We start from the raw sequence: 23,194 nt of genomic DNA, 5'->3' as shown, positions 1-23,194 counted from the left end.
CCGAGTGCTGGAACGAGCGTGTGCGCGCGTCGAACAACATCTCATGGCCCTGGCTGAGGTAATACGAAGCCTCTCTTCGCTTCCGGCAGCTTCAAGATCTGCAGTGTGATGTCATGCTCCTGTGCGGCCTCTCGCGCTTTCTCTCCGGTGTACCCCTGGTCCGCCCATGCCAGCTCGATCGTGTGACCCATGGCCTGCTGGACTGCGGCGCAGAGGTGGTCGACTTGAGCACGCTCCGGTTGGTCGGCCGGAGTGACGCGCACCGCGAGCAGGTGGACGAGCGTGTCGACCGCCATATGCACCTTGCTGCCTCGACTGAGCTTGTAGCCGTCGTAGCCTGCGCGCGGTCCGCTCACCGCACTCTAGCCTCACTGCTATTGCGGCGCTCAAAGTTCAGATAGCGCTCTAAGTGGCTGATTTTGTTGAACGGTTCAAGCATGGGAAAAGCCACCAGGGCAAACCGTGGTGGCTTGGTACACCGCTTGAGAGATCAGGCTATTCGTGCGTAGGTTCTTCCATCCAAGACGCGTTTCACTTGGCCTACGTCCTTCACCCCGATGCGCACGTAAATTTCCTCGGGCGTGTGGTTTTTGGCGAGCTCGCGTATTGCCTTGACTTGGACCACGGATAAGCGCCCGTCCCGCCCGCAAATCTGCGCTATCGCCCAGTCGTTGTCTTTCCACTTTTCGGCGACCCATGGCGCCGGTAGTCCCAAGCGGGGATGGTCGTTCAGCCACTTGTGCAGAATCTTGTCGCGGTCATCGGGCAGAGGAGCGACGCCTTTCGAAAGCAATCCGTTTTCGCGCAGGTAGCGCAGGCCGCTCTTGCCGCCTGGCACCATGTTGAGCCGGCGTTCGTCATCCCAATGCCCTTCCACCAGGAACTCTTCCGCCTCGTAGAGCTGCTCCAGATCGTCGGTGATAGCCATCACCTTGTGGTGCACGTACGTGAGACGCCCACCCTCTTGCTCTTCGCGAAATCGGCGATGGAAAAGCAACGGACTGCCCGTTTCAATCGCGCGACGGTGCTCGGACCAGCGCTTTTGCCAGCTACGGGTAGACACACCCACATAAAAGTACCCGTCGTCGGGGTACGACGCACCAGCGCCGAAGATGTGCTGGTAGAGGACGTATGCGCGTTCGGGGTAGAGCTTGGGCGATAGCAGGAAGTGCACGGGCACCGAAAATACAAGGCTAGGGCTCCTGATGGTGCTTTCGTCAATCTGTGTAGCTCCGCGCATGGCCGCAGCCAAGTACGCGGGGTCGGTCACGACCTCCACCGAAATCGTAGGCTGGATAGCTAACTCGCCTTCGCCCAGGGCGCCGAGACCGTACTCTGGCTTGCGGTCCACCGTTCTGTGCCCATCCATGAGTTTCCGGAACGGAGAGACGAACCCCGGACGGTTGCCGATGAAAATCATGCGCACCACGGGTATCAATTGGCCTGGCTTGAGCCGAAACACGCCGTGGGGATTCGCAGCCACCCGCGCCCATTCCAGCCCGTAGTCGGAGGACCGCACGAAGTCTTCAAGCAGCTGCTCAACCTCGCGCCGCCGTCCAATCATCGACTTCGGCGCCAGATGCTCCCACCAAGCCTTGTTTAGCTTCATCGCGTCACCCCCTATCCTTCAAAAGCCGGCCGGCCAACCCCATCGTTGGCGTGCCGTTTGAGAGCCAAGCTTGCACGTCTGTGGCTCCAACTCCCAAACCAGCGCCGAACGCGGCATCGCCTTGCGGGGCATCACCGCACTCTAGCCAGACTGCTATTGCGGCGCTCAAAGTTCAGAACACGCTCTAGACAGAAACACGGTCAAGAAGTGGCTCAAGGCTACCGGCGACATAACCCTGAAGTACGAATGCAAGAAGGCCGGTTGCAAGCTCACGCCATTTGCGCCGGTGCTCGAGCAAGCCCTGCGCACGGATGCACACCGAGCCAAAAGCGCAAGTCGCGGGCCTAGCCACGCTCAGCTCATTGTTTTGTTGCAAAACGGCCAAGTCCCTCACCTGCCTCCTTCCACCCATGGACCCAGCAGAGCCGCGTCCGAAACATCGAGCAACGCTTGCGGGGCGCTTGCAGACTTACCTTTGGCCTCGTACTCACGAAGCGAAATTCGTAACACGCTTAAATGGGCTGGAGAATCATTCTGATGTGGTTGTTTCTCTCTATGAGCGATATGCGCGGACTGAATTCGCAATCCAAATAATTACCCGCATGAAAATTAAATTCATTATCCTCGTAAAATTCACTGCCTACGAAATAATTTCCAAATTTCTCGTGAAGGTAAAAATGCAGTGCGCAAAATAAGTCCAAAAAATTAACGCCATAAAAACACTCAGATATGCGCCCTGATTCAAAATGCGCTTCTCGCATAGTCGATCCGTCAGGTTTGAGAAATATGCTTTCAAGATGGCTTAAAACATCTTTCTCAATACCTTCAAGTGTGGACGTGGTTATATTGTTATCGCACTTAAAAGCACAAAATATATGATAGCGCGGGTTCGTCGAGCTGGATGACCGTGACGTTAGATCTCCCATGGTTATACCGACCTTGGCAAAGGTCTGGTCTCCGGCATCGGCGCCAAGATAAAGCCACTTATCGGTCGACTCGTAGTTCGCTTTTGCTTTATCATGGATGTACTCCATTTTGTAGCATGCAAATGGATCAAGCTCCAATTCGTAATTTTTTCTCTCTCTTTTCAAATTATCCCCCTGTTTAAAAAACTTGTTGGCTTAACTGGCAGCACATTTTTAGGTACCGATCTTCTGGCGAGTTTCAACTCCTGACACACAGCCGCCGCTTGACCCCACTGAGATTTCGCAGCCAGTCTGAAGCGGGGTCCAGAGTTTTTCTAGGTGTTACAAATTACAAGCCGCCCCAAAAAGACTGGGAGTCCCCTGAGCGAAGATGACGTGCCCAGCCAACTCTCCACGATCAAATCACGTGCATCCATGCGGCGCGAAAGCTCAGTACGTCGGCGATATCGCCGTAGCATCCTGCCTTCGCAAGAGCAAATGAACTACCTCACGCTGTCCAATTTTTTCCGCATCCGCCACGAGTAGGTTTTGCATTGCCCCTAACGCCGCACCGAATGAAAACCGCCGACTAAGGGCAAGCCATTGCTCCGCTAGCGACCATGCATCCAGCAAAGGTGTCCTGGCCGGCCTTGGAGAGCTCAAGTTCTGGCGCAGCGGCGGACTGGACGCGGGCGCCACTAACCAAAACTTGGCCGTTCTTGTCAATCACGTGGTACAACGCCTCCACATGCGCGGCGGCCAGTATCTTCTGGCTCGTCCAGGCTGACGTCTTAGTGATCTGCACGTCCTGGGCCGATACCGTCAGTTGCAGGCGCGGTTTTGCCTTCCATTTCGTATCGAAATTGGCCCATACCAGCGCCTCGATGACTTGTGCCTCGCGCGTCTTCAATGACTCTAGGAAGGCCTTAAACCGCTTTGTCGCCGGCTCTACGAGTTGAAGCTGAAGTGACATCGGTTGGAAGCCTTTAACTTTTCGATCAGCCGCGTCTATCCTTGCCTCTGATCGATCTTCCTTGGGTTTTGCCTTCTCCGCTGCTAGCTCTTCTTTTGCGGCTGCAAGCTGAGAATTTAAAGCAGCCAGCTTTCCATCGTAACTGTCCACAAAATCGATTAGCGTATTCAGCGAATCAGACAAGGTGGACGAGTTCATTCCCAAGCGGAGGGAGGTCTCTAGGTCAGTGTTGGCCAACTGAGCGGGACAGTACGCAGAGACAGTTTTCTCGAGCAGGGTTGCACGGGAGTTGTTGGCGCTGATGGCGAAGGTGTTGTCGGAACGGAAGGTCTTTGCAAGGTCCTGTGCCCCGCCAATCAGGTAGCGGGCTACTTGCAATCCCGCCAACACTCCTGCAGCCGATTGCAGGCGCACTCCATCAAGCGTAGATCTATTGTTATCTGCGTACCTCTTGAGGGCGTCTACCTCGGTCATGAATAGACTGGTACGCACAACTTTCTCATCGAAGCCAACTGGAGCAACATATGCCCCGGCTATGTTTGCTGTTTTGAGATCGTTGCAGATCTGCGCCGCGAGCTTTAGTGTAGCGGACGCGCTACCCGAGCGTGTACTCAATAGCTGTGTGTTACTACCGTCTGTGATATTGACAACTCCCTCCTTCCCGACCTGAGGGGCATTGCCCAAGGCGTCTTTCAACTTCGTAACTAGTAGTAAGTCGTTGCTAATCTGCGCCCCTGAGACGGCATTCGTAGCTTGAAGATCAAGCAGCCTCTCGGCATCCGCCTGTCGCGCAAGCAAGCGCTGAGCGGCCACCAGTTTCTGAGATTGTTCCAACGTCTTGAGCTCAGTGTTTTTTAGCGCCTGATCTGCCTCTAGCAACTTAAGCTGAAGCTCCTTAATCTTGATTTGCGCTTCTAGTGCTGCGGCATCGTCCACTGCCGTCTGCGCATGGGAGTGCATTGCCCCACTGACCAGCATCACGATGGCAAGCATTGGAGCCGTCGCGCGTCGAATTTCCATCATTCGCTTCATCATCCTCTCCTTCTTGTTGAAAAAATGTCGAATGCGCTAGTTCGCCGGCACGCCCAACAGCTTTTGCCAAGTGACGTTGAAACGCATACTGCCCTCTCGATCCAAAGTGCGCAGATTCTTGATACGTGTCTTTTGCTGGATCTGCCATATGGAGCGCTCACCGTCGGTAGTCGGCGTGTTGGCGATGTAGGCCTCGCGCGCTGCCAGCAACCACGCCACCCGGGGAGTCGAGAAGCTGGTACCGCATAGCTTCGTCTCGGCGATCTCACCTGGATAGCCCACCCCCAATACGTCAACGCCATCGGCCTGGGAAAATCTACTAGAGAAGCACAGGTATTCGGAGTCGTTGCTGTTCTCTACAGCGATGACGTCGCCGGGATTGGTACTGCGATAGGCGAATTGCACACGCTTTTCGTGCACGTTTACCGTTTCTGTATTGCCTGCGGCGGCGAGCATCAGCCCATAGCTGTACTCAGGAAAGTAAATCTGCCAAGCCAGCTCTCTGGCTGTCCAAGACATGGAGAGAAAGTGTGGCGACTGGGATGCGTCCGAATACATTCTCAGAAAGAATGCCAGTTGCTCAATAAGGGCCTGGTCAGTGAGGATGCTGTTCGGCCCGGTTGGGCTGAACGGATTGAGAAACGGCGAGATTTTCCCGTTTTCGTCGGCGAAGCTCTTCGTTGCAAAGCTGCGCGCAGTGTCGATTTGGTCTTTTTGCGGAGGTGCCCATACCAGTTGGGCGCTGAAGTTGTTTGACTTGATGCGCGCTAGATAGGCCAGATACAAGATTTCGCGCAACAGTGGGTAAGACCCATCCTGCGCCGTGCCCATCGGAATGAAAACCACATTTACTCCCTGACCCTTGTCGTTGCAGCTAAACGACCGCAAACTTGCCTTGATTGCGGCTGCGTGCGTCCGAAGGGCTGGAAACGGTGCGATGCCGGGTGGAAAGGAAGTACTTTGCATCTTTGACAGAGTCTCAATATCGCTCAGTTGTGGTGTAGCGCCATCCAGTTTGAATTTCCCCCGGATGAGTTTCGAGGCACTGACCACAAAGTCACGCGCCCTCAGGAATTCTTCATCGTCAGGCCAAGCGTCATCGAGAACCACGACCGTTGCCCGAGTTCGTGGCTTGCTGGCCAGAATGCTCGCAAGCGCTGGATCGATAGCTGGACAGTCACCGCTGACCGTCGCCCAAGAGGGCTCAGCGTTGAACTCCGCTGTAAAAGGAACGCGTAAAGCCGCATAGGCAAACTCGCCGGGAACCTCCTCATCTGATGGCACAGCGAAGGACCGTGCAGCATCTAGCGGTAGCTGGCGGACCTGCAAAACTGATTGGGCGCCAATGCGCCCTAGGTCTGAGACGACGGGTTTCCCGACAAACGCATTCTTGTTGACATCCCATGCATTGGCGCCGAGGTCCAGCTTGGAGATTTTCGCGGAGACGTTAAGCACGTTGAAGGCCGAGGGCTGACTCTTGCTTGTACTCGGCAGGTCCGGAACGATCAGCGAGCCCGGCTTCAGGTCCGTGTCCTTGTCCAAGGTATTCGCCTGCTTAATCTGCTCAATCAGAGCTCCGTAGACGGTTGGCGTCCAGGTACTACTGGCATTGAAATGCCGACGGACCACCTCGGACAGACTGTCATTTTTCTCTACTTGTACGCTTCGCGGGAGCGACTTCGTAACCAGCGCCTCGAACTTCGCGACTGAAAAATTCGGATCATGCAGATTGGCCGGGACCACGCGCCATAGCAGGATGCCTCCGTCGTCAGCAAGCGGTGTAATGGGTGGGGCAACCTGAGACCATGCAGGATTCGCTCCGCATAAACAAAGCCCCAGCATAAAGTGAAGGCGCGCTTGAGCACTGCATAGCGCTAGGGCTGCTATTCTCATAATCCCTCCCGTTCCTGAAGCTAGGCTAGAAGTCAATCTATGGCGAAGCACGGCGCCAGTCAACAAAAGGATGTCTAGCCGTCCACATTCTCTGAACGTGAATCGCCCCGGCTATCGTGAAGGCTGCTTGGTTTTAGGTCGGATCACCACTGCAGTGGCCTGATCGGCGGCCAGCTAGCCACTCACTGGAGCTTGGTCAGTACGTTGAATACGCGACCGCGGAAAGCGACAAGAGTCAGAATCACTAGGTCAAGCTGGCACTTGGCGATGATTCGCAGCTTGACCGCTGCGATAGAGAACCTAGTGCTAAATCAGGAAGAGTTTATGGTCGTGCGACAGCTGTCGACCGCTGCTGACGGTCAACGCATCTACGGCGAGCGACTCAGACCAGCCTGAAGGCGACGGCTGAGATCAATGGTCGCCCAATCAAATGCGATTTCCAACCCAGAGATAAGACCGAACATACTGTTTGCGGGCAAGTGCTTGAAATCGGCTACTGTGTGGGGTCAAAAAATCCTGCATAGCAATCCGGATGAGTAACAGCCCCACCACAGAGACCCGCGTTGCGGTGCTGGTCGACTGCGACAATGTCTCGCCTGAAATCCTTGAACATGCGCTGCGCATGGTGGCCCAGTTTGGTCGTGTCGTGCTGCGTCGCGGCTATGGCAACCAGGCCACGCTGGCCAACAAATGGCAGGACGCCTTGGTACGCCTGGCGTTCACTCCGTGCCTGCAGTACCAGTATGCGGCCGGCAAGAATACCGCTGACATCGCCCTGGCGCTGGACGCGCTGGAAGCGCTTTTCGATGAAAGAGCGGACACCTTCTGCCTGGTCACCAGCGATTCCGATTTTGCCTACCTGTGCCGCAAGTTGCGAGAGCGCGGTGCCACGGTGTGCATCGTCGGTGAGCCCAAGACGCCCGATGCTTTGCGCAACGCCAGCGACCAGTTCTTCGAATGGGTCCGTCCCGCGCCACCGGCCGAGCAGGTCCTCGACTCTGCTCAAAAGCCCGCGGCGAAACCGGAGCCTCCCCACGCCGATCAGGCCAGGCAGGAGCCTCCCAAGTCCGTGGTCAAGCGCAGGCCACGCTTCCTTGTGGAAGCCGTGGCGCTTCTTGCCAGCGACACGTCGGAGGGTAAGGTGGGCCTTGGCGCCCTCGGCCAATACCTCAAGCGCACCGATCCGGCCTTCTCTCCACAGACGTACGGGCACTCCGGGTTGTTGAACATGGTCAAGACGTATGACCGGCTGGTGCCGCTGCAGGAGCAGGGAGGGCACTGGTCAGTGAGTTTGCAACCGAAGACAGACAGTGCCCCGGAGACGGAAGCATTGCGCGCATAGGGCTCTGACCTGTAGGTGCTGGTGCGTTCTTTCGTGTCGTACCCGAGGAGGTGTTGGTGAAGCGTTCAGAACTTTATGGGCTGGTCTGGAAAACGCCGCTTCGGCATCTGGGACCTCAATTGGGCCTGTCGGACGTCGGCCTGTCCAAACTCTGCCGCAGGTACAACATTCCTGTGCCGCCTGTCGGCTTCTGGACCCGCCATGCGGCTGGAAAGCCGAGTCTCCCCATACCATTGCCGTCGGCTGAAATGGACTCTGTGATCCCTTTGCCGGACAAGGACACAACGGCGGATCGGTCGGAGGACGCGACGAGACTCCAGCAGGTCCGGCAAACCTTCTCACGCGCGAAAGACGGCATCGCCGTGTCGCCCATCGAAATACCGACCTCACTCGACAACTGCCATCCGCTGGTGGCCAAGACGGCCCGCTTTTTCCAGTCCATCGAGCGCGAGGAGCAGAAGCGGGCACGGGACAGGGAACGTGCTGCGGCTCAGGGGCGGCCTTTCTTCGGTGGCATCACCGGACACCATATGTCGATGGGACGGTACATCACCGACGAAGGCTGCCTGCGCGTCACCGCCACGACGGCCAACATTGACTGGATTCTTCGTTTCCACGAGGCGCTGCTTCGCAGACTTATCGCGGGAGGTTGCCAGATCGTTGCCAGCGGCAAGGGCTCCCGTAACACGGTTGAGATCCGCAGGGCGGGAGGCTCTATTTGCCTGAACTTCGCCGAGCAGGCGGAAAAAATCATCAAGCCCCCGCGCAAGGGCGTCCTCTATGAGCCAGCGGAGTACAGGGCCCTTGATGCCTACAAGCTGAAGCTGGAGAGAGACTGGAGCGCCATTGCCCGCCAGTGGTCGGGTACCCGGGAGCAGATGGAGAAACGCCTCCCCGAGATCACGCAGGCCCTGATCGCATTTCCTGAGGCAGAGGCGGTTCGCTCGAAGCTGGTTGCCGAGGAGGCCGCGATGCGGGCGAAGGCGCAGCAGGAAGCCGATCTTGCGCGCCGTATCGCGTCCGCTGCCGAAGAGGCCCGCGCCGAGCGTCGGGAAGCCCGTGCATCCCAGCTACCGCGCGCCCTTGCCGTTGGCGAGGCGCTTGGAGACTATCATCGTGTCCTGGACATGCTGTCCCGCCTGGAGGTGATCGCAGGCGACAGGTCAGAGGACGAGGCCCTGCATACATGGATCGCTCTGGTGCGCGGCAGTCTCAAGGATCCCGTGCATGGGCTTGCCGACGCGTTGCGGGCCGAAGGCGCAACGCCGGATCGGCCGCTGTGGTGGCCCGAGTGAGGTTTCGTGGGGTTTGCATTGTGCACCTCTGCGGAACGGAGTTCAGTGCTCTCCTGTGCGAGATGACCTGAGGTCCGGGCATCCGCCTGCTCCAGCGTCTGGCTGCAAGCCCTGGTGGCTTGCTCTTTGGTGATGGGACGGGCCTCTGCGAAGTCTGTTCCTACCGAGCCTGATGATTGACTGGCTGGTGACGGGCTGTTCTTGGCTGTTCTGGCTTTTTGCTGATGTGGGGGATGCGGTGGTTCAAGGCACTCGGCGCTGCTCAGTCCTTACGGTAGCTCTCCCAGCACGCGCACCTCTTTGAGCGAGTGCTGCGTCTCGGCTTGGGGATTGCCGAACCGCCTGCGCACTTCGCGCTCCAGCTCGTGCGCCATGCCGCGTGCTTCCTTTTCCCCGCGAAGTGCCCGCAGCCGCCATTCACGGGCCTGGGCCATCAGTTCTTCGTCCTGTAGTTCTTGAATTTCCATTGCAGGTGCGATTGTGCCCAGGCGCAGAGCAAGTTGCTCTCATCGGGTTATGGCCCCATGCCGTAGGTGTCGGACACGTGGTCTGTGCGTCTCCGGCCAAGAGGCAGGGCCGGCCGCGCTGTCGTGCTTGCGCATCGAGCCACCCTTGGCGTCTCGACCCTTCGGGTCTCCATCGTTCCCTCGCCTTGTTCGGCTGACGTCTTCGGCCCGGCTCGTTGACCCGGGCCTGCGCGCTGCGCTTGCCTCCAGGGGGTCGGCTGTGCAGCCCATCCCCGCCGCGCGGTGCTTGGCGCCCCTTTGATACCGCCGAACCGGCCGCGCCGGATCGGCCTTCGCGCCTGCGGCGCTGCGCGCTCTCGCTTGCGTGGGGTCGGCGTGAAGCGCGGGCCGTTGCCTGTCCAGCCATCTTTCCTGAATCCATCACCTTGCTCGCGACTGTAGCCCGCGGCCGGGTGCCTTCAAGGCGCGCAGGGCCGTGTCCTCGGCTGCGCCTGCGGGCCGCGCCCACCCTGCGCTTGTTTCCTTGACAGCACCCGGCCGCGCGCTCCTGACCGTCGCGGGCGATGAACTCAGGAAAGACGGTGGCAACGAGGCCAACCGGGTTCTTCGTGCCGACCCCACCGGAAGCCCGAAGAGGGCTCTGAATCTAGGAATCCGGTGAGGCCTTTTCAACAGCCAACTTCGTCAGGAGAAATCACCATGCAACTCGCATCCCGTTTATCCAGCTTCGCGCCGCAATCGCCGGTGCTTCGCTCCGAACATCCCTTGTCGGACGACCAGATCAGGGCCGTGGCCCCGTCCATCTTTGCCCAGACCCCGCACGGCAGCCGCTCCGAGCGCTACAGCTACATCCCCACGGCCACCGTGCTGCAGGAATTGAGAGGGGAGGGCTTCCAACCCTTCATGGTGTGCCAGACCCGTGTGCGCCAGGAGGGGCGGCGCGACTTCACCAAACACATGATCCGCCTGCGCCATGCCAGCCAGATCAATGGCCGTGAGGCCAACGAAATCATCCTGCTTAACTCCCATGACGGGACCAGCAGCTACCAGATGCTGGCGGGCATGTTCCGCTTCGTCTGCCAGAACGGGCTGGTGTGCGGCGACACCGTGGCCGATGTGCGCGCGCCCCACAAGGGCGATGTGGCGGGACAGGTCATCGAGGGCGCGTATGAAGTCCTGAATGGCTTCGGGCAGGCCCAGCGATCCCGCGAATCCATGCAGGCGATCACCCTGGACGCCCGGGAGTCGGAGGTGTTCGCCCGTGCCGCGCTGACCCTCAAGTACGACGACCCCGCCAAGCCCGCACCCATCACGGAAACCCAAATCCTGATGCCGCGTCGCACGGACGACGACCGCCGCGACCTGTGGAGCGTGTTCAACCGCACCCAAGAAAACCTCATCAAGGGCGGCCTGCGCGCCCGCGCCGCCAACGGACGCCGCCAGAGCACGCGACCCGTGCTGGGCATTGACCAGAACCTGCGCCTGAACCGCGCCCTGTGGCTGCTGGCCGATGGCATGCGCCAACTCAAAGCCTGAGTTTCGGCCGGAGGGGCGCCCCCTCCTGCCATTCCTTTTTTGTCTTGCTTCCCTTTTTCCCTTTCTCTTTCTTTGACCGATAGGAGCTTCATCATGAGCACCGCTACCTTTCAAGAATCCAACGCCAACGCCACGGGCAGCGCCGCTGCCTCCATGGCGGCTTCGCAGGAACTGCTGTTGATCCCGCTGTCCAGGCTGCGGCCCTCCAGCCGCAACGTGCGCAAGAGCGGCGGCACGTCGATTCCCGAACTCGCATCGAGCATCGCCCGTGTAGGCCTGCTGCAAAACCTCACCGTGGTGGCTGCACTCGATGGCGAGCATTACGAAGTGGTGGCTGGGCGCCGTCGTCTGGCTGCCCTCAAACTGCTGGCCAAGCGCCGCAAGCTGGCAAAGGACCACGAAGTCCATTGCCTGCTGGTGCAGGATGATGCAGCGCGCACCGTGAGCCTGACGGAGAACGTCCAGCGCGAGGCCATGTCCCCCATCGAAGAACTGTTCGCCTGGAAAGACCTGGTGGCCGAAGGCCGCCCCGTGGAGGACATTGCTGCTGATTTCGGTGTGACACCCTTGGTGGTGCAGCGCCGCCTGAAGCTTGCCAATGTGTCGCCCCGGCTGCTGGCCGACTTCGGGACGCAGGCCGTGACGCTGGAGCAGTTGATGGCGCTGGCCATCACCGACGACCATGCGGCGCAGGAAGCTGCGTTCTACGACTCGCCACAATGGCAGCGCAGCCCGGACGCGCTGCGCGACCACCTGACCCGTGAAGAGATCGACGCCAGCCGTGATGCGGTGGCGCGATTTGTTGGGCTGGAGGCGTACGAACAGGCAGGCGGCGGCGTCCGGCGTGACCTGTTCGCGGATGAAAACAACGGCATCTTCCTGACCGATGGGGCGTTGCTGGAGGTGTTGGCGCGAGACAAGCTCGCCCCCTTGGCCGAGCAGGTGAGCGCCGAAGGCTGGGCCTGGGTGGATACGGCGCCGCGTGCCACCGCATCCGACCTGTACCAGTTCCAGCGGGCGCGCAGCACACGCCGGGAACCCACGAAGACCGAGGCAAAGCGCATTGCCAAGCTCGAAGACCGGCAGGCGAAGCTGCAGGAGCAACTGGACGACGAGAACGAGGACATGACCGACGAGCAGGCACAGGCGCTGCAAGACGCCATGGACGCACTTGGCAATGAACTGGAGTCCGTGGAACGCCAACTGGTCGAATACCCGCCCGCCGTGGTGGCGCTGGCCGGTACCATCGTGTCGGTCGATTCCATGGGCGGGGTGGTGGTGCACCGTGGCCTGCTGCGGGAGGAGCAGGCCAAGGCACTGCGGGATCAGGCGCGGCAGGAGGAGGGCGGGGCGGGCGGCAACCCGGATGCCGACACCGACGAGCCCGCGAAGTCAGGAATCTCGGAGAAACTGGCCAAGCGCCTCAGCGCGCACCGCACGGCGGCTCTGCAAGCCGATGTGGCGCGGCATCCCCACGTTGCACTGGTGGCCCTGGTGCATCGCCTTGCGCTGCGGGTGATCGTGGAGAGCTACGGGGCGGGAGACTCGGCACTCAACATTTCTGCGACGCCCCAGGATGGGCTTGGACTGCATGCGCCCGACATGGCCGATGCCCCCGCAGCCGTGGGCATGCGCAAGGTGCGGGAGGCCTGGGTCCATCGCCTGCCCAGCGACTCGGATGGGCTGTTCGCGGAGCTGTTGGCTTTCCCGCAGCAGGAGCTGCTGTCACTGCTGGCCGTGTGTGTGGCTTCCACGGTCAGCGCGCTGGCTTCGCAGGAAGGAGAAATCCCTGCTGCTGTGCTCGCGCAGGCCGTGAACCTCGATATGCACGACTGGTGGACCCCGACCGCCGCAGGCTACTTCGAGCATGTCTCGAAAGCCAAGGCGCTGGAGGCGGTGCAGGTGTTTGCTCCCGATCAGGTGAACCGGCTGGGCAAGCTCAGGAAGGCCGAGATTGCGAGCGAGGCCGAACGGCTGGCTGCGGGGGCGGGGTGGCTGCCGGTGATGTTCCGGGGGCAGGAAGCGGCTGTCGAAGTCGAGGCAGGGGCGGGGCGCGAGGTCGGGGGTGATGCCGATGTCAGTGCCGATGCCAGCGGCAGCGTTGATTCGGAGGTCCACGAGGACGCACACGCTGAGGCGTGAGCATGAAGCCCCGGCCGTTGGGCCGGGGCATTTTTTGGGCGCGACGCGCGCGGCAAGTCTGCCGCGCGCGTTTGGACTTCCGGAAAACCACGTTCGCTGCGCCTGGAGTGGCGCGCTACGCCGGAACTCGCTGCCGTGGGTGGGACGGGCCTGCGGGTCACGGGAGCATCGAGCTGACCCTATCACCCGCAATCCTGCGCTGATCTGGCTTGTGACAACGCACCCGGACAACCCATGAACCACCAAGGCGTCAGCGAGATATTCTTTGAAGAGTCCTACACCGTTCCGGCAGACCAGACGGCGAAGTCGCTCTTTGCCCGGCTGCCTCATGGCAGTGGCTATGCCGAGCGGCTGATTGAATGCCTTGCCACAGGCTACCTGGTGGCGGTGATCGAATCCATCTGCATCCGGGAAATGCAGCAGCACGTCGATGCGGCCGAGGTGGTGGTGGGTCGCACGATCCGCATCGACCACCGAGGACCCATCCCGCCAGGATCCTCTCTGCAGCTGCGCGGATGGCTAGAACGGATGGGGGAGCGGAGCGCGACGTTCCGTGTGCAGGCCTGCGACACGGACGAAGTCGTGTGCGAGGCCGCTGTCACGCTGGTGGCGGTGCAGCGGACGGTCATCGAGACACGCATCGCTGCCAAGGTTGAGGCGCTTCAGCGTGTGCACCAGCACATGGGAATGGCGCGATAGCCCGTGGATGCGAGCATGCGTCCGCGCTGCAAGGGCAACTTCCTGACCTTCTCCCGCGGCCGTGCTCAGGACGTGCGCCATACCTGCCGCAACGTGAATTGCCTGGTGCTTGAGCGTCGGTGACGGTTGACGTGAGTCGCGTATGGGGCTGTGCCGCAAGCGCTGCGCTACGGTGAGGCGGAGCGGCGCCGGGGCCATGAATCCTTTCTGTACAGGATCACCCCCACAGCAGCCTTGTATTTGCGTTGAATCCTGGCTCGGGCACGGCGGCGCTGCACTTCGTTTGCGCCGCCTCGGGCTTGTTCGCCGCAACCGTCCGGCCCGACAAATTTCCCCTCCGCTGCGCGGATTCCTCGCGCGGCAAATTTCTCGGGCCTCCCGGTCCTTCGCTGCGCTGCGGCCCCTGTGCTTCGCTGCGGGATGCGGCGCGCCCGACCCTCGCCCATCGGATCACGCCAAGGCCGCGATGGGCGCGACCTGGACAACTTCGAAAGGACTTCATCATGGCCAACATCGGCGCCTTCACCGCACAGAACGGCAGCTACACCGGCACGGTTCGCACCCTGACGCTCAACGTCAAGGTCAGGCTCGTGCCCAGCGACAAGGCAAGCGAGAACGCTCCGGACTACCGCGTCGTCGCCGGCAATGGACTGGAGATCGGCGCAGCTTGGAAGAAACTCAGCAAGGCGGAGCGCCCCTACCTGTCCGTGACCCTGGACGATCCGTCGTTCCCTGCCACCCTCTACGCCCGCCTGGTCGAAGGCGAGGATGGTGCGCACAACCTGATCTGGTCGCGCAGCAAGGGCGACTGACGTCGCCCTCGGCGCCCCGCTCAGCGGGGCGCTTTTGTCACATGGCTTCGGGGAGTAGAGAGGGGGCGTGAGTTGTCCCGTCCTGCGGTGGTGCGCAAATCCGGGAAAGCGTTCATCCGTGTTTGCGGATGGGCGTATTTTTGGATCTGTGGATTTGCTGGTCTGTGGGTTTCTGCAAACCCGTCGCGATGGGGCCACGAGTCTGCGGTTTTCCGTCAATGTGTCTTTGCGGATTTACGGATGTGCGCGTCTCCGGCTTGGCCGGACCGCGCTGGCGTCCTGGCGGCCGTCTTCGAACCCTGACGGCTGCGCTGCGCCGTGCTGCTTCCGGTCTCGGGCAATCCCGCCCTGATTCCTTCCAAGGAGAAGACCATGACGAAGCTCAGTACGGACGAACAACGCGCGCAACTGTTGGTCAACGGCCGGCAGTCCCTCGAACAAGAAGACTTTGACCCTGCTCCAGTGCTCAAGCTGTTCACCCCGGACGCCGGTGCGACCTGGCTGCTGACCGAGATGGACCCGGACGATCACGACCACGTGTTTGGGCTGTGCGACCTGGGTCTGGGCTATCCCGAATTGGGGTGGGTCAGCCTGGCAGAACTTGCAACCGTGCGCGGCCGGCTGGGGCTTCCGGTGGAACGGGGCCTGCACTTCACTCCACAGAAGCGGCTGAGTGCCTACGCGTGTGAGGCGCGTCTTGCGGGGCGGATTGTGGCGTAGTCGCAGTGCGTTGGCTGTCAGCGTGTGCGGATGGCCAATATCGCTTCATCCGTCGCTCATGGGCAAACGGGCTTCGGTTTCCAGCATCAGTTCGCTGGCGCTGCGGCCCAATGCACGTGCGATCTTCAGTATCAACGCCAGCGTTGGCATGTGCTCCCCACGCTCGATTTTGCCCATGTGCGATCGCTCAATACCGGCAAGGTGTGCCAGCGTTTCTTGAGCGGTGCCGTCCAGAGTGCGCAGGTGGCGCACGGCGTCGCCGAAGGCCCGTGCGGGACCTGCGTCAAACGTCGTCGCGCCGGTGGGGCGCCCGCGCTGTACTCCTGGCTTTTGCATGCCAGGGAGCTTTGTGTTTCACATCAATTAAAACCACGTTATCTTTAACTCATAAAATGAGTTTTGCAGGGCGCGCACTCAATTGCGTTCTCACCGACTCGGGCCGACGAACAGTCGAAGTAGTATTCCGCCATACGGATACCTCTAATGACATTTCTTACCAACGAACAGCAAAGCCAGATGTTGGCCAACGGCGCAGTGCGTGCGCGTGGTGAGGCAGTGGACCCTCTGCCAGTCGTCAAGCTCTACACGCTGGATGCTGGGGCCGTGTGGTTGCTGACGGAGCTGGATGCCGATGGAGACCGAGCGTTCGGGCTGTGCGATGCTGGCACGGGGAGTCCAGAGTTGGGGTATGTCAGCCTCTCCGCTTTGGAGGGGGTGCGGGGCCCACGGGGCATGCGCATCGTGGCCGATCCGCATTTCAAGCCCCGTCAGACGCTCTCGGGCTATCTGGCCGACGCGCAGCGCGACGGCTCGATCAACGACTGATTGACACAATCCTTTTTCGATCGCCTCGCGCGCGACGTGACGTCGCCGAGATAGCGACCCTGTAACTTTCTCTCTGTGGCAGGTTTCCCTCTTTTGCTGGAGGATTCCGTGACCACACCCGCCCCCGAAGATCTTCCCCATGCCCCGTGGGGTGTGTCGGCCGCCTATCTGTACGTGCTGGAGCTCGACGACCCGGCTCTCGCCTGGGAGTATTTGCGCCGCCATTCCGGTTACCGCACGGATTGGGCCCGACGCAAGCGCGTGGTGTCCTTTGCCCGCTGGGGGTTGCGATGTCGCCGAAGATCCAGAGTTGGATGGACGGGTTGCCCATCCCTTGTGGCTGTCCTCCTCTGACGGGCTGCTGCATGTGCGTGCCGTGCGTGCGCATGGTGCCGCAACCCGTCGGTTCGATCTGTGGCGCATCCCGGGGCGCAAGCGCCTGGTGATGGATGGCCACGACCTGGCACTCACCGCAGATCTCAGTGCGCTGCGCATGCGCTTGTCGCTCTCAGGCACTCTGGAGGATGGCGACGCCTATGCGGGCGCCGTGCCGCTGACTCCGGGGCTTCGCTGTCAGCTCGACGGGTACCGCGAACAGGCACAGGCCCTGGAAGGCCATGCGCCTCAGATCTCGCACGTGCGGGCGGCCACCCGTGCCGCTTTGCTGCACCTGCGCGCCCTCCAGGCGCTCGATGCTTCACAGTCAGGAGCGTCGCATCGCGACATCGCCCAGGCCCTGTTCGGCCTCGAAGCCGTCGTCCTGCGCTGGCACGAGGATGGCGAACTCCGCGCGCAGGTGCGTCACCTGCTGCGGCGGGCTGAGGCGTTCATGCATGGCGGGTACCTGTCCCTGGCGGGTGTGCTGGATCCCGCTGCAAAGCCCCCCGGAGACGAACCGGTGCGCTAAATCTCTCCCTGCCTGGATCGGGCCCGATTTCCGAGACTGCCTCCATCGGGCCGCGAATGGTTTGCGGCCCATCGACAGCGATGGAGTCCGTCATGGCCGTTGCCAGTTCTTTTCCGTTCCGTGCAGCTGAAGCGGCTGCGCCGCAGTCCTCTGCGGGTACTGTCCCCGCAGCGTCTGCAAATCCTGAGTTCCTGACCACCGAAGAAGCGGGCGCCTTTCTGCGGCTCTCTCCGCGCACCTTGGAGAAGCAGCGTGTTCTCGGTGGTGGCCCGCGCTTCCGGAAGTTCGGCGCACGGGTGGTCTATGCGGCCACCGACCTGCGTGCCTGGGCCGATGGCCGTGCCTACGGCATGACCTCGGACCCCGGCTACGTGCAGCGCGAATCCGTCCGTTGATCTGACCGGACGAGAGAGGCACCACGGATGTCAAAGCGCCCGAACGAACGCGAACAGCTGTCGCTGTTCCGCGCGTTGCCGGGCGGCGACATAGCGTTGCGCGATGCGCAGGACCTTATGGCCTATCCGTTCTTCTCGCTCGCCAAATCGCCGCGCATTGTGCCGATCGATTTGAAGCGGGCGGCATTTCTCTTACGGTGGAGGGGGTGCCCGAGCACGGCATCGCCACCATCTGGGATGCCGACGTGCTGATCTGGGCGGCGAGCCAGATCATCCAGGCCAAGAAGGAAGGCATTGCGCCTTCGCGCCTGATGGTGGCCACGCCTTACGAGATCCTGCGCTTCGCACAGCGTGGCACCGGCCGCAGTGACTACCTGGCGCTGCGCGCCGCGTTGGACCGGTTGCAGTCCACAACCGTCGCCACGACGTTGCGCCAGCGCGAGCGCCCGAACGGCGCCATGCGGGTGCACCGCTTCTCCTGGATCAACGAGTGGAAGGAGTACGTCCAGCCCGGGGGGCGTTCCGACGGCATCGAACTCATTCTGGCCGACTGGTTCTTCACCGGTGTGGTGGATGAGGGACTGGTGCTCACGCTCGATCCCACGTACTTCCGGCTTTCCGGGGGGATTGAGCGCTGGCTGTACCGGCTGGTGCGCAAGCACGGTGGGCGACAGCAGGCGGGCTGGCGTTTCGACATGCGCCATCTTCACCTGAAGTCGGGCAGCCTGCAGCGGCCCTCCGACTTTGCGATCCAGGTTCGCAACCTGGCACGGCGCCAGGCGCTGCCGGGTTACTGGCTGTCCATTGAGCGCTGTGGCGGCATTGAGTGGCTGGCCTTTCTGCCCGATCCGGACAACCGACCCCTGAGCGACTTGTCCACAGATTCTGTTGAAGAACCTGTGGATGGCTTGGGGATGGGCTCGGTGGATCGCCCGCACGACCCTCGGGGGATCACCCGCATGGGTATCGGTGGAACGCCCGCACCAATCGACCGGAACGCCGCGCCCAGCAACGGTTTTGGCACTCCCTAAACAACTAAAGGGATACATAAATGGAAGTCACGCGCGCGCGAACAGCAGGTGCTCAAGATTTGAGCAATGCTTCTGCGATGGCAAATCAGGCAGGTCCAGAATCCCAAAACTTTCCAGCAGGAAAGCAAGGCAATCGCCCTGGCAAAGTGATCGCCCTGCTCAACCAGAAAGGTGGGGCAGGGAAGACCACGCTTGCCACGCACCTGGCGGGCGAACTGGCCCTTCAAGGCAGCCGCGTCACGCTGCTCGATGCCGACCCGCAGGGCTCCGCCCTCGACTGGGCGCAACGGCGGCTCCAGAGCGGCCAGGAGCGGCTGTACGGGGTGTTCGGGCTGGCCAGGGACTCCTTGCACCAGGAAGCCCCGCAGATCGCCCTGCAGGCGGATTTCGTGGTCATTGACGGGCCGCCCAGGGTCGCAGCGCTTGCGCGCTCCGCGCTGCTGGCTGCCGACCTGGTCCTGATCCCGGTGCAGCCCAGCGCCTACGACGTGTGGGCGAGCTACGAGATGGTGCAGCTCATCACGGAGGCTCGGGTGTTCCGGCCGCAGCTGCGCGCCGCCTTTGTAGTCAACCGGCGCGTGGTCGGCACGGTGATCGGGCGTGAAGCGCGTGCAGCGCTCGCGGACCAGCCTTTCGCCGCACTGGAGACTGAAGTCTCGCAGCGCATCGTGTTCGCCGACAGCGTGGCAGCAGGGCGGCTGGCGTGCGAAGTGGCGCCGCAGTGCGCGGCCGCACGTGAGATCGTGGCGCTCGCGCAGGCCGTGCGGGAGGTGCTGGGATGACGGCACTCCCTCCAGTAGTGACGCCGCACAGGGTGCCGATCGGACGCAGGCCCGGGGCAGATCCTGCATCAACCTGGGTGCGGCAGGCGGACGCGCCTGAGATACCGGCCAAGGCCTCCATCTACGCCGCGCGGCTCACCATCGATGTGACACCGGCGCTGCGCGGGCGCATCAAGGTTTTAGCGTTCCGGCGTGGCATCACAGCGGCGGACATGCTGCGCGAGTTGCTGGAGCGCGAGTATCCGGAGGACGTGGCATGACGGCGCCGGTATCCCATCTGGCGCCAGCCGTCCGGCAGACTCCGCTGCAGGCCAGGGTGCCGCAGAGGCCGACCCGCATGCGTGTTTCGCTCGCTTTCGTCGAAGATCGGGTGAACGTCTGGTTGCGGTTTGGGCAGCCGACGGCGGAGATTGTGCTGGACCGTTGGCGGCGCGTGGCGATGTTCATGCCAGGCGCCGTTTGCTGTCGCGTGAAGTGGATCGGCAACATCTATGGAACGGTGCTCTGGCAGCTCCTGGTGATACAGGCGCCGACGCCTTTCGAAGACGCGCAGCGCGTAGCGGGTGTGCTGCCGGGCGCGCGAATACTGCTGCGTGCCGATGGCGAGGCGCAGGTCAAGGCGGTGCTTGCGGCCATTGATGCCATCGAGGTATTGGGCATCAATCCCTGCACCGTTGCCGCCACCTACTGGCGCATGGTGGGTAACCGGTTGGCTGCGCGGCAGCCGCTGCCGGCCTATACGGCCGAGCGGCATGCGGCGCATCTTGCGCGCGAGGCGTTGCGATGAATCGCCGCATGGCCTTGGCCTGCATGAGCATCGGCGTCGCTGTGCTGTGTGCGCCAGCGGTGGTGCAGCTCCCCGTGCGGTTGGTCTACAACCCGAGCGACAGCGTGCCTCGTGGCTGGTACCGCATTGGATCGCCTGACTCGCTGCATGTCGGTGGCGTCGTGCTGGTCCACCTTCCGGCGGGTGTGGCGGCCCTCGCGGCACAGCGCGGATACCTGCCTGCGGGCGTTCCTTTGCTCAAGCGGATAGGTGCTGTGTCGCCGCAGTCGGTGTGCGTGGGAGAGGGGGCCGTGCGCATCGATGGCGTGCTCGTGGCGGCGGTGCTGGCGCAGGATGGCACGCACCGGCCGATGCAGTCATGGGTACGGTGTCGAGCGCTTGCAGATGGTGAACTTTTTCTGCTCAGCAATGTGCATCCGGCGTCGTTCGATAGCCGCTACTTCGGTCCTGTCGATGCGTCAGTAGTGATTGGCAGCGCGCATCCGTTGTGGACCTGGGGCACGCCATGAACGGTACTATTTCTCGCGTCTGCACAAACTGCGTGGTGCGTCCACGCCTGGTGCGGGCCTGCACTCAGCCTGCATTGCGAGCGTGCTCTGTACCACGCCGCCGATGCTGCCGAAATGCACCGACGCATGTGCGCGGGCTGCACTCCACCGTGCAGATTTTTTGCCGCCAGCGTGCAGCGCCTGCTGCACCTTCGCTGCCTTTGGGGCAGCGCTTCGCACTCGCTGCGTGGCTGGCGGCGTGTCGGAGCCGGGAGCGGATGCGGGAGGCGAAGACGGAGGGCAAGATAAAAGGGGCGGCACGCATGCACTCTCCAAGCCAGTCTGCACGTGGGTTGAGGGCGGCACCGCGCTGGCAGTGCTGGGTGCTGCGTGGGCACGCGATGCCGCATCGCGCCGAATTCTGCTGCGTGCCGCCTTGGATCTGCTGCGCTATGCCATGCTGGATCTTGTGCCATGGCTTCGCGTAAGGGTAGGCAGGAAGGGGACCAGTTCCGAGTACGGCCGGGGGCCCCGAAGGCGGTTTCAGGTCCTGGGTCGCAGCGGTTTGTCGCGCAGGTGCTGAAAGCCGTTTCGAAGTCCGGCGCGAAGGCTTCAGGTGCCATCGGAGGACGGACTGCATCGACCTTTGGAAGGGGGCGGGTCGCCGCGGGTATGGCGGGGCGCAAACTGGCCGCGAACGCCCGGCGCGTGGTCATCAAGTCGCGCATCGTCGTGCTCAAGAAGGTCGGGGCCCAATCGGGGGTTACGCATCTGCGCTACATCGAACGCGAGGGCACCACCCGCGATGGGCAACGCGGGCAGGCCTATGGCGCCGACACGGATACGGCAGACCTGAGGGACTTTGCAGAGCGGGGGCGGAGCGACCGACACCAGTTCCGCTTTATTGTTTCGGTAGAGGATGCTGTAGAGCTTGAGGAGTTGCGCGACTACACGCGTGAACTAATGGTCCGCATGGAGGTAGACTTGGAGACTCACCTGGATTGGGTGGCCGTCGATCACTGGGATACCGACAACCCCCACACACACGTCGTGGTGCGCGGGCGCGACAAGACCGGCAATGACCTAATTATCGCGCGCGACTACATCGCCCACGGCATGCGACTTCGTGCCGGCGAGCTGGCGACAGAATGGCTGGGGCCGCGCACCGAGAGGGAGATTCGCGAGAGTATGTTGCGCGAGGTGGACCAGGAGCGCTGGACCAGCCTGGACCGCCGCTTGCAGCAGGTCCAAAAGTTGCACGATGGCGTAGTGGTGCTAGCAGCCGAGGGCTCAACACGCCGTCTGCGCGCCGTGCTGATCGGCCGTTTGCAGCGCCTCACCGCGATGGGACTGGCCGAGCCGGACGGCATCAACCGCTGGCGGCTGCGGTCGGATGTTGAGCCCATGTTGCGTGCCATGGGCGAACGCGGTGACATTGTTCGGACCATGCAGCGGGCGCTAGGCGCGCAACAGCGCGAGATGGCCGTGTTTTCATCCCGCGAGCCCTTGCGACCTGTGATCGGCCGAGTGGTTGGTAAGGGCTTGGCCGACGAGTTGCTGGAGCGCAGCTACCTAGTGATCGACGGCATCGACGGACGCGCGCATTACATCGTGCTGCCGGCAGGTGCAGCACTTGAAAATTTCCCCACCGGTGCTGTGGTCGAGGCGCGCGGCGAAGTCGATGGGCGTGCCGTGGACAAGACCATTGCAGGGCTCGCTGAGGGCGATCTCTACCGCACCGACCTTCACCTCACACTGCTGCGCGCGCAGCGCGGGCGCGGCGATCCGCAAGAGATTGTGGCCGCGCACGTGCGCCGTCTGGAAGCACTTCGGCGCGCAGGACTGGTCGAGCACGTCGCGAAGGGCGTCTGGCGTGTGCCTGCCGACCTGCCCAAGCGAGCGCGCAAGCACGATGAAAAGCGAACTCTGGACGGGAGCGTAAGGATCCATTCGCACTTGCCAATCAACCAGCAGATACGTGCTATCGGCGAGACGTGGCTGGATAGGCAGTTGATCGGCGGTGCGGTCGGCACGGCGAGTAGTGGTTTTGGAAGCGAGGTGCGTGAGGCGCTGCTTCATCGAACCGAGTTTTTGGTTGAGCAAGGACTTGCCCACCGACGTGAGACAAGTGTTGTGCTTACTGGAAACTTGCTTGGAACGTTGCGTGAACGTGAACTGCACGCGGCAGCGCGCGGCATTGCTGGTGACACTGGGTTGCAGTACCGGGCGGCTGTGGAGGGCGAGCGTGTTTCAGGCGTCTATCGCCGCAGTGTGCTGCTTACCAGTGGGCGCTTCGCCATGCTCAGTGATGGGCTTGGCTTTACGCTTGTGCCTTGGAAGCAAGTGATCGAGCAGCGGCTAGGCCAGCACTTGACGGTGACCATTGTTGGCAGGAGCGTGACGTGGGCGTTCAGTAGGCAGCGCGGCTTGGCAAGCTAGGCTACTCTGTAGTGCGTAAGTCCTCTCAAATGCAGGCTGCGCCTTTGAGGTATGTCACTGAAGCTCTCATCTGTTCGTAAGTCACAGCCTTCACCCAACGCGGCCGCAGGGCTAC

The 23,194-nt window shown here is 61.9% G+C and carries 22 protein-coding genes and 2 pseudogenes; 17 read left to right on the top strand and 7 right to left on the bottom strand.

All coding sequences use genetic code 11. From position 1 onward, the window contains the following. Positions 1-59 precede the first annotated feature (59 nt). The 5 genes and pseudogenes from DNK89_RS22715 to DNK89_RS22695 all read right to left on the bottom strand — a co-directional run. Positions 60-362, bottom strand: a pseudogene (locus DNK89_RS22715) (transposase); the annotation flags it as partial. A 128-nt stretch (positions 363-490) separates the two neighbouring features. Then, on the bottom strand, positions 491-1,609 hold the full coding sequence (locus tag DNK89_RS22710; RefSeq protein ID WP_110961951.1) for a hypothetical protein: 1,119 nt from the start codon (positions 1,607-1,609) through the stop codon (positions 491-493). Between the two features lie 512 nt (positions 1,610-2,121). Next, positions 2,122-2,643, bottom strand: a complete 522-nt coding sequence (locus tag DNK89_RS24340; protein WP_153064314.1) for a hypothetical protein — start codon at positions 2,641-2,643, stop codon at positions 2,122-2,124. A gap of 460 nt (positions 2,644-3,103) precedes the next feature. Continuing rightward, complete coding sequence (locus tag DNK89_RS22700; RefSeq protein ID WP_110961950.1) at positions 3,104-4,519, bottom strand: hypothetical protein; 1,416 nt, start codon at positions 4,517-4,519, stop codon at positions 3,104-3,106. A gap of 36 nt (positions 4,520-4,555) precedes the next feature. Further along, on the bottom strand, positions 4,556-6,262 hold the full coding sequence (locus DNK89_RS22695; protein ID WP_110961949.1) for a hypothetical protein: 1,707 nt from the start codon (positions 6,260-6,262) through the stop codon (positions 4,556-4,558). A 682-nt stretch (positions 6,263-6,944) separates the two neighbouring features. Here DNK89_RS22695 and DNK89_RS22690 point away from each other — a divergent pair. Next, positions 6,945-7,754: an NYN domain-containing protein gene (locus DNK89_RS22690; protein WP_110961948.1), complete on the top strand. Its 810-nt coding sequence runs from the start codon at positions 6,945-6,947 to the stop codon at positions 7,752-7,754. A gap of 56 nt (positions 7,755-7,810) precedes the next feature. Beyond that, on the top strand, positions 7,811-9,049 hold the full coding sequence (locus DNK89_RS22685; protein ID WP_153064313.1) for a hypothetical protein: 1,239 nt from the start codon (positions 7,811-7,813) through the stop codon (positions 9,047-9,049). 269 nt (positions 9,050-9,318) lie between these two features. Here the strand turns inward: DNK89_RS22685 and DNK89_RS22680 are convergent, their stop codons facing one another. After that, positions 9,319-9,516 (bottom strand): hypothetical protein, encoded by a 198-nt coding sequence (locus tag DNK89_RS22680; RefSeq protein ID WP_110961946.1) that lies wholly within the window; start codon positions 9,514-9,516, stop codon positions 9,319-9,321. 699 nt (positions 9,517-10,215) lie between these two features. Between DNK89_RS22680 and DNK89_RS22675 the strand changes: the two genes are divergently transcribed. From DNK89_RS22675 to DNK89_RS22655, 5 genes are all read left to right on the top strand, one after another. Beyond that, positions 10,216-11,052: a DUF932 domain-containing protein gene (locus DNK89_RS22675; protein WP_110961945.1), complete on the top strand. Its 837-nt coding sequence runs from the start codon at positions 10,216-10,218 to the stop codon at positions 11,050-11,052. A 93-nt stretch (positions 11,053-11,145) separates the two neighbouring features. Further along, a complete protein-coding gene (locus DNK89_RS22670) occupies positions 11,146-13,194 on the top strand; it encodes a ParB/RepB/Spo0J family partition protein (protein ID WP_110961944.1) in 2,049 nt (682 codons plus the stop codon). A gap of 234 nt (positions 13,195-13,428) precedes the next feature. Beyond that, positions 13,429-13,893, top strand: a complete 465-nt coding sequence (locus DNK89_RS22665; RefSeq protein ID WP_110961943.1) for a thioesterase family protein — start codon at positions 13,429-13,431, stop codon at positions 13,891-13,893. A 503-nt stretch (positions 13,894-14,396) separates the two neighbouring features. Further along, positions 14,397-14,705 carry a DUF736 domain-containing protein gene (locus DNK89_RS22660; RefSeq protein WP_110961942.1) on the top strand — a complete coding sequence of 103 codons (309 nt, stop codon included), beginning with the start codon at positions 14,397-14,399 and terminating at the stop codon, positions 14,703-14,705. A 372-nt stretch (positions 14,706-15,077) separates the two neighbouring features. Further along, positions 15,078-15,425: a DUF2958 domain-containing protein gene (locus tag DNK89_RS22655; RefSeq protein ID WP_110961941.1), complete on the top strand. Its 348-nt coding sequence runs from the start codon at positions 15,078-15,080 to the stop codon at positions 15,423-15,425. 45 nt (positions 15,426-15,470) lie between these two features. On the opposite strand, the gene DNK89_RS22650 is transcribed toward DNK89_RS22655, so the two are convergent. Next, complete coding sequence (locus tag DNK89_RS22650) at positions 15,471-15,761, bottom strand: helix-turn-helix domain-containing protein (protein ID WP_110961940.1); 291 nt, start codon at positions 15,759-15,761, stop codon at positions 15,471-15,473. Positions 15,762-15,908: 147 nt separating this feature from the next. Here DNK89_RS22650 and DNK89_RS22645 point away from each other — a divergent pair, with 147 nt between their 5' ends. The 10 genes and pseudogenes from DNK89_RS22645 to DNK89_RS22605 all read left to right on the top strand — a co-directional run bounded on the left by DNK89_RS22645 (position 15,909) and on the right by DNK89_RS22605 (position 23,079). Next, entirely contained in the window at positions 15,909-16,250 is a 342-nt protein-coding gene (locus tag DNK89_RS22645; protein WP_110961939.1) for a DUF2958 domain-containing protein, read from the top strand. A 75-nt stretch (positions 16,251-16,325) separates the two neighbouring features. Next, complete coding sequence (locus DNK89_RS25070) at positions 16,326-16,604, top strand: transcriptional regulator domain-containing protein (RefSeq protein WP_370220961.1); 279 nt, start codon at positions 16,326-16,328, stop codon at positions 16,602-16,604. Next, positions 16,585-17,157 (top strand): DUF2285 domain-containing protein, encoded by a 573-nt coding sequence (locus tag DNK89_RS22640; RefSeq protein WP_238990906.1) that lies wholly within the window; start codon positions 16,585-16,587, stop codon positions 17,155-17,157. Before DNK89_RS25070 ends, DNK89_RS22640 begins: the two co-directional genes overlap by 20 nt. Positions 17,158-17,249: 92 nt before the next feature. Further along, complete coding sequence (locus DNK89_RS22635; RefSeq protein WP_110961938.1) at positions 17,250-17,552, top strand: AlpA family transcriptional regulator; 303 nt, start codon at positions 17,250-17,252, stop codon at positions 17,550-17,552. Between the two features lie 27 nt (positions 17,553-17,579). Then, positions 17,580-18,403: pseudogene (locus tag DNK89_RS22630) on the top strand (replication initiator protein A); the annotation flags it as partial. Positions 18,404-18,603: 200 nt separating this feature from the next. Beyond that, positions 18,604-19,365 carry a ParA family partition ATPase gene (parA, locus tag DNK89_RS22625; protein ID WP_238990904.1) on the top strand — a complete coding sequence of 254 codons (762 nt, stop codon included), beginning with the start codon at positions 18,604-18,606 and terminating at the stop codon, positions 19,363-19,365. Continuing rightward, positions 19,362-19,625, top strand: coding sequence for a chromosome partitioning protein ParB (locus DNK89_RS22620; RefSeq protein WP_110961936.1), 264 nt, complete (start codon positions 19,362-19,364; stop codon positions 19,623-19,625). The genes parA and DNK89_RS22620 overlap by 4 nt, the downstream gene beginning before the upstream one ends. Positions 19,626-19,702: 77 nt before the next feature. After that, positions 19,703-20,152: a DUF2840 domain-containing protein gene (locus DNK89_RS22615; protein ID WP_238990903.1), complete on the top strand. Its 450-nt coding sequence runs from the start codon at positions 19,703-19,705 to the stop codon at positions 20,150-20,152. Next, positions 20,149-20,661: a S26 family signal peptidase gene (locus tag DNK89_RS22610; RefSeq protein WP_110961934.1), complete on the top strand. Its 513-nt coding sequence runs from the start codon at positions 20,149-20,151 to the stop codon at positions 20,659-20,661. The genes DNK89_RS22615 and DNK89_RS22610 overlap by 4 nt, the downstream gene beginning before the upstream one ends. Positions 20,662-21,114: 453 nt before the next feature. Beyond that, a complete protein-coding gene (locus DNK89_RS22605; protein WP_110961933.1) occupies positions 21,115-23,079 on the top strand; it encodes a relaxase/mobilization nuclease and DUF3363 domain-containing protein in 1,965 nt (654 codons plus the stop codon). Positions 23,080-23,194 lie beyond the last annotated feature (115 nt).

Source organism: Acidovorax sp. ST3, assembly GCF_003231145.1.
In the GTDB taxonomy this organism is placed as follows: Bacteria; Pseudomonadota; Gammaproteobacteria; order Burkholderiales; family Burkholderiaceae_C; genus Acidovorax.
Note: the sequence above shows the minus strand (reverse complement) of the source record. Positions and strands in the feature narration are given on the sequence as shown.

What these genes read in the sequence shown, in the direction of transcription:
- DNK89_RS22710 (WP_110961951.1), bottom strand. Translation starts at nt 1,609, where the DNA reads ATGAAGCTAAACAAGGCTTGGTGGGAGCATCTGGCGCCGAAGTCGATG.
- DNK89_RS24340 (WP_153064314.1), bottom strand. Translation starts at nt 2,643, where the DNA reads ATGGAGTACATCCATGATAAAGCAAAAGCGAACTACGAGTCGACCGAT.
- DNK89_RS22700 (WP_110961950.1), bottom strand. Translation starts at nt 4,519, where the DNA reads ATGAAGCGAATGATGGAAATTCGACGCGCGACGGCTCCAATGCTTGCC.
- DNK89_RS22690 (WP_110961948.1), top strand. Translation starts at nt 6,945, where the DNA reads ATGAGTAACAGCCCCACCACAGAGACCCGCGTTGCGGTGCTGGTCGAC.
- DNK89_RS22680 (WP_110961946.1), bottom strand. Translation starts at nt 9,516, where the DNA reads ATGGAAATTCAAGAACTACAGGACGAAGAACTGATGGCCCAGGCCCGT.
- DNK89_RS22675 (WP_110961945.1), top strand. Translation starts at nt 10,216, where the DNA reads ATGCAACTCGCATCCCGTTTATCCAGCTTCGCGCCGCAATCGCCGGTG.
- DNK89_RS22670 (WP_110961944.1), top strand. Translation starts at nt 11,146, where the DNA reads ATGAGCACCGCTACCTTTCAAGAATCCAACGCCAACGCCACGGGCAGC.
- DNK89_RS22665 (WP_110961943.1), top strand. Translation starts at nt 13,429, where the DNA reads ATGAACCACCAAGGCGTCAGCGAGATATTCTTTGAAGAGTCCTACACC.
- DNK89_RS22660 (WP_110961942.1), top strand. Translation starts at nt 14,397, where the DNA reads ATGGCCAACATCGGCGCCTTCACCGCACAGAACGGCAGCTACACCGGC.
- DNK89_RS22655 (WP_110961941.1), top strand. Translation starts at nt 15,078, where the DNA reads ATGACGAAGCTCAGTACGGACGAACAACGCGCGCAACTGTTGGTCAAC.
- DNK89_RS22650 (WP_110961940.1), bottom strand. Translation starts at nt 15,761, where the DNA reads ATGCAAAAGCCAGGAGTACAGCGCGGGCGCCCCACCGGCGCGACGACG.
- DNK89_RS22645 (WP_110961939.1), top strand. Translation starts at nt 15,909, where the DNA reads ATGACATTTCTTACCAACGAACAGCAAAGCCAGATGTTGGCCAACGGC.
- DNK89_RS22635 (WP_110961938.1), top strand. Translation starts at nt 17,250, where the DNA reads ATGGCCGTTGCCAGTTCTTTTCCGTTCCGTGCAGCTGAAGCGGCTGCG.
- parA (WP_238990904.1), top strand. Translation starts at nt 18,604, where the DNA reads ATGGAAGTCACGCGCGCGCGAACAGCAGGTGCTCAAGATTTGAGCAAT.
- DNK89_RS22620 (WP_110961936.1), top strand. Translation starts at nt 19,362, where the DNA reads ATGACGGCACTCCCTCCAGTAGTGACGCCGCACAGGGTGCCGATCGGA.
- DNK89_RS22615 (WP_238990903.1), top strand. Translation starts at nt 19,703, where the DNA reads ATGCGTGTTTCGCTCGCTTTCGTCGAAGATCGGGTGAACGTCTGGTTG.
- DNK89_RS22610 (WP_110961934.1), top strand. Translation starts at nt 20,149, where the DNA reads ATGAATCGCCGCATGGCCTTGGCCTGCATGAGCATCGGCGTCGCTGTG.
- DNK89_RS22605 (WP_110961933.1), top strand. Translation starts at nt 21,115, where the DNA reads ATGGCTTCGCGTAAGGGTAGGCAGGAAGGGGACCAGTTCCGAGTACGG.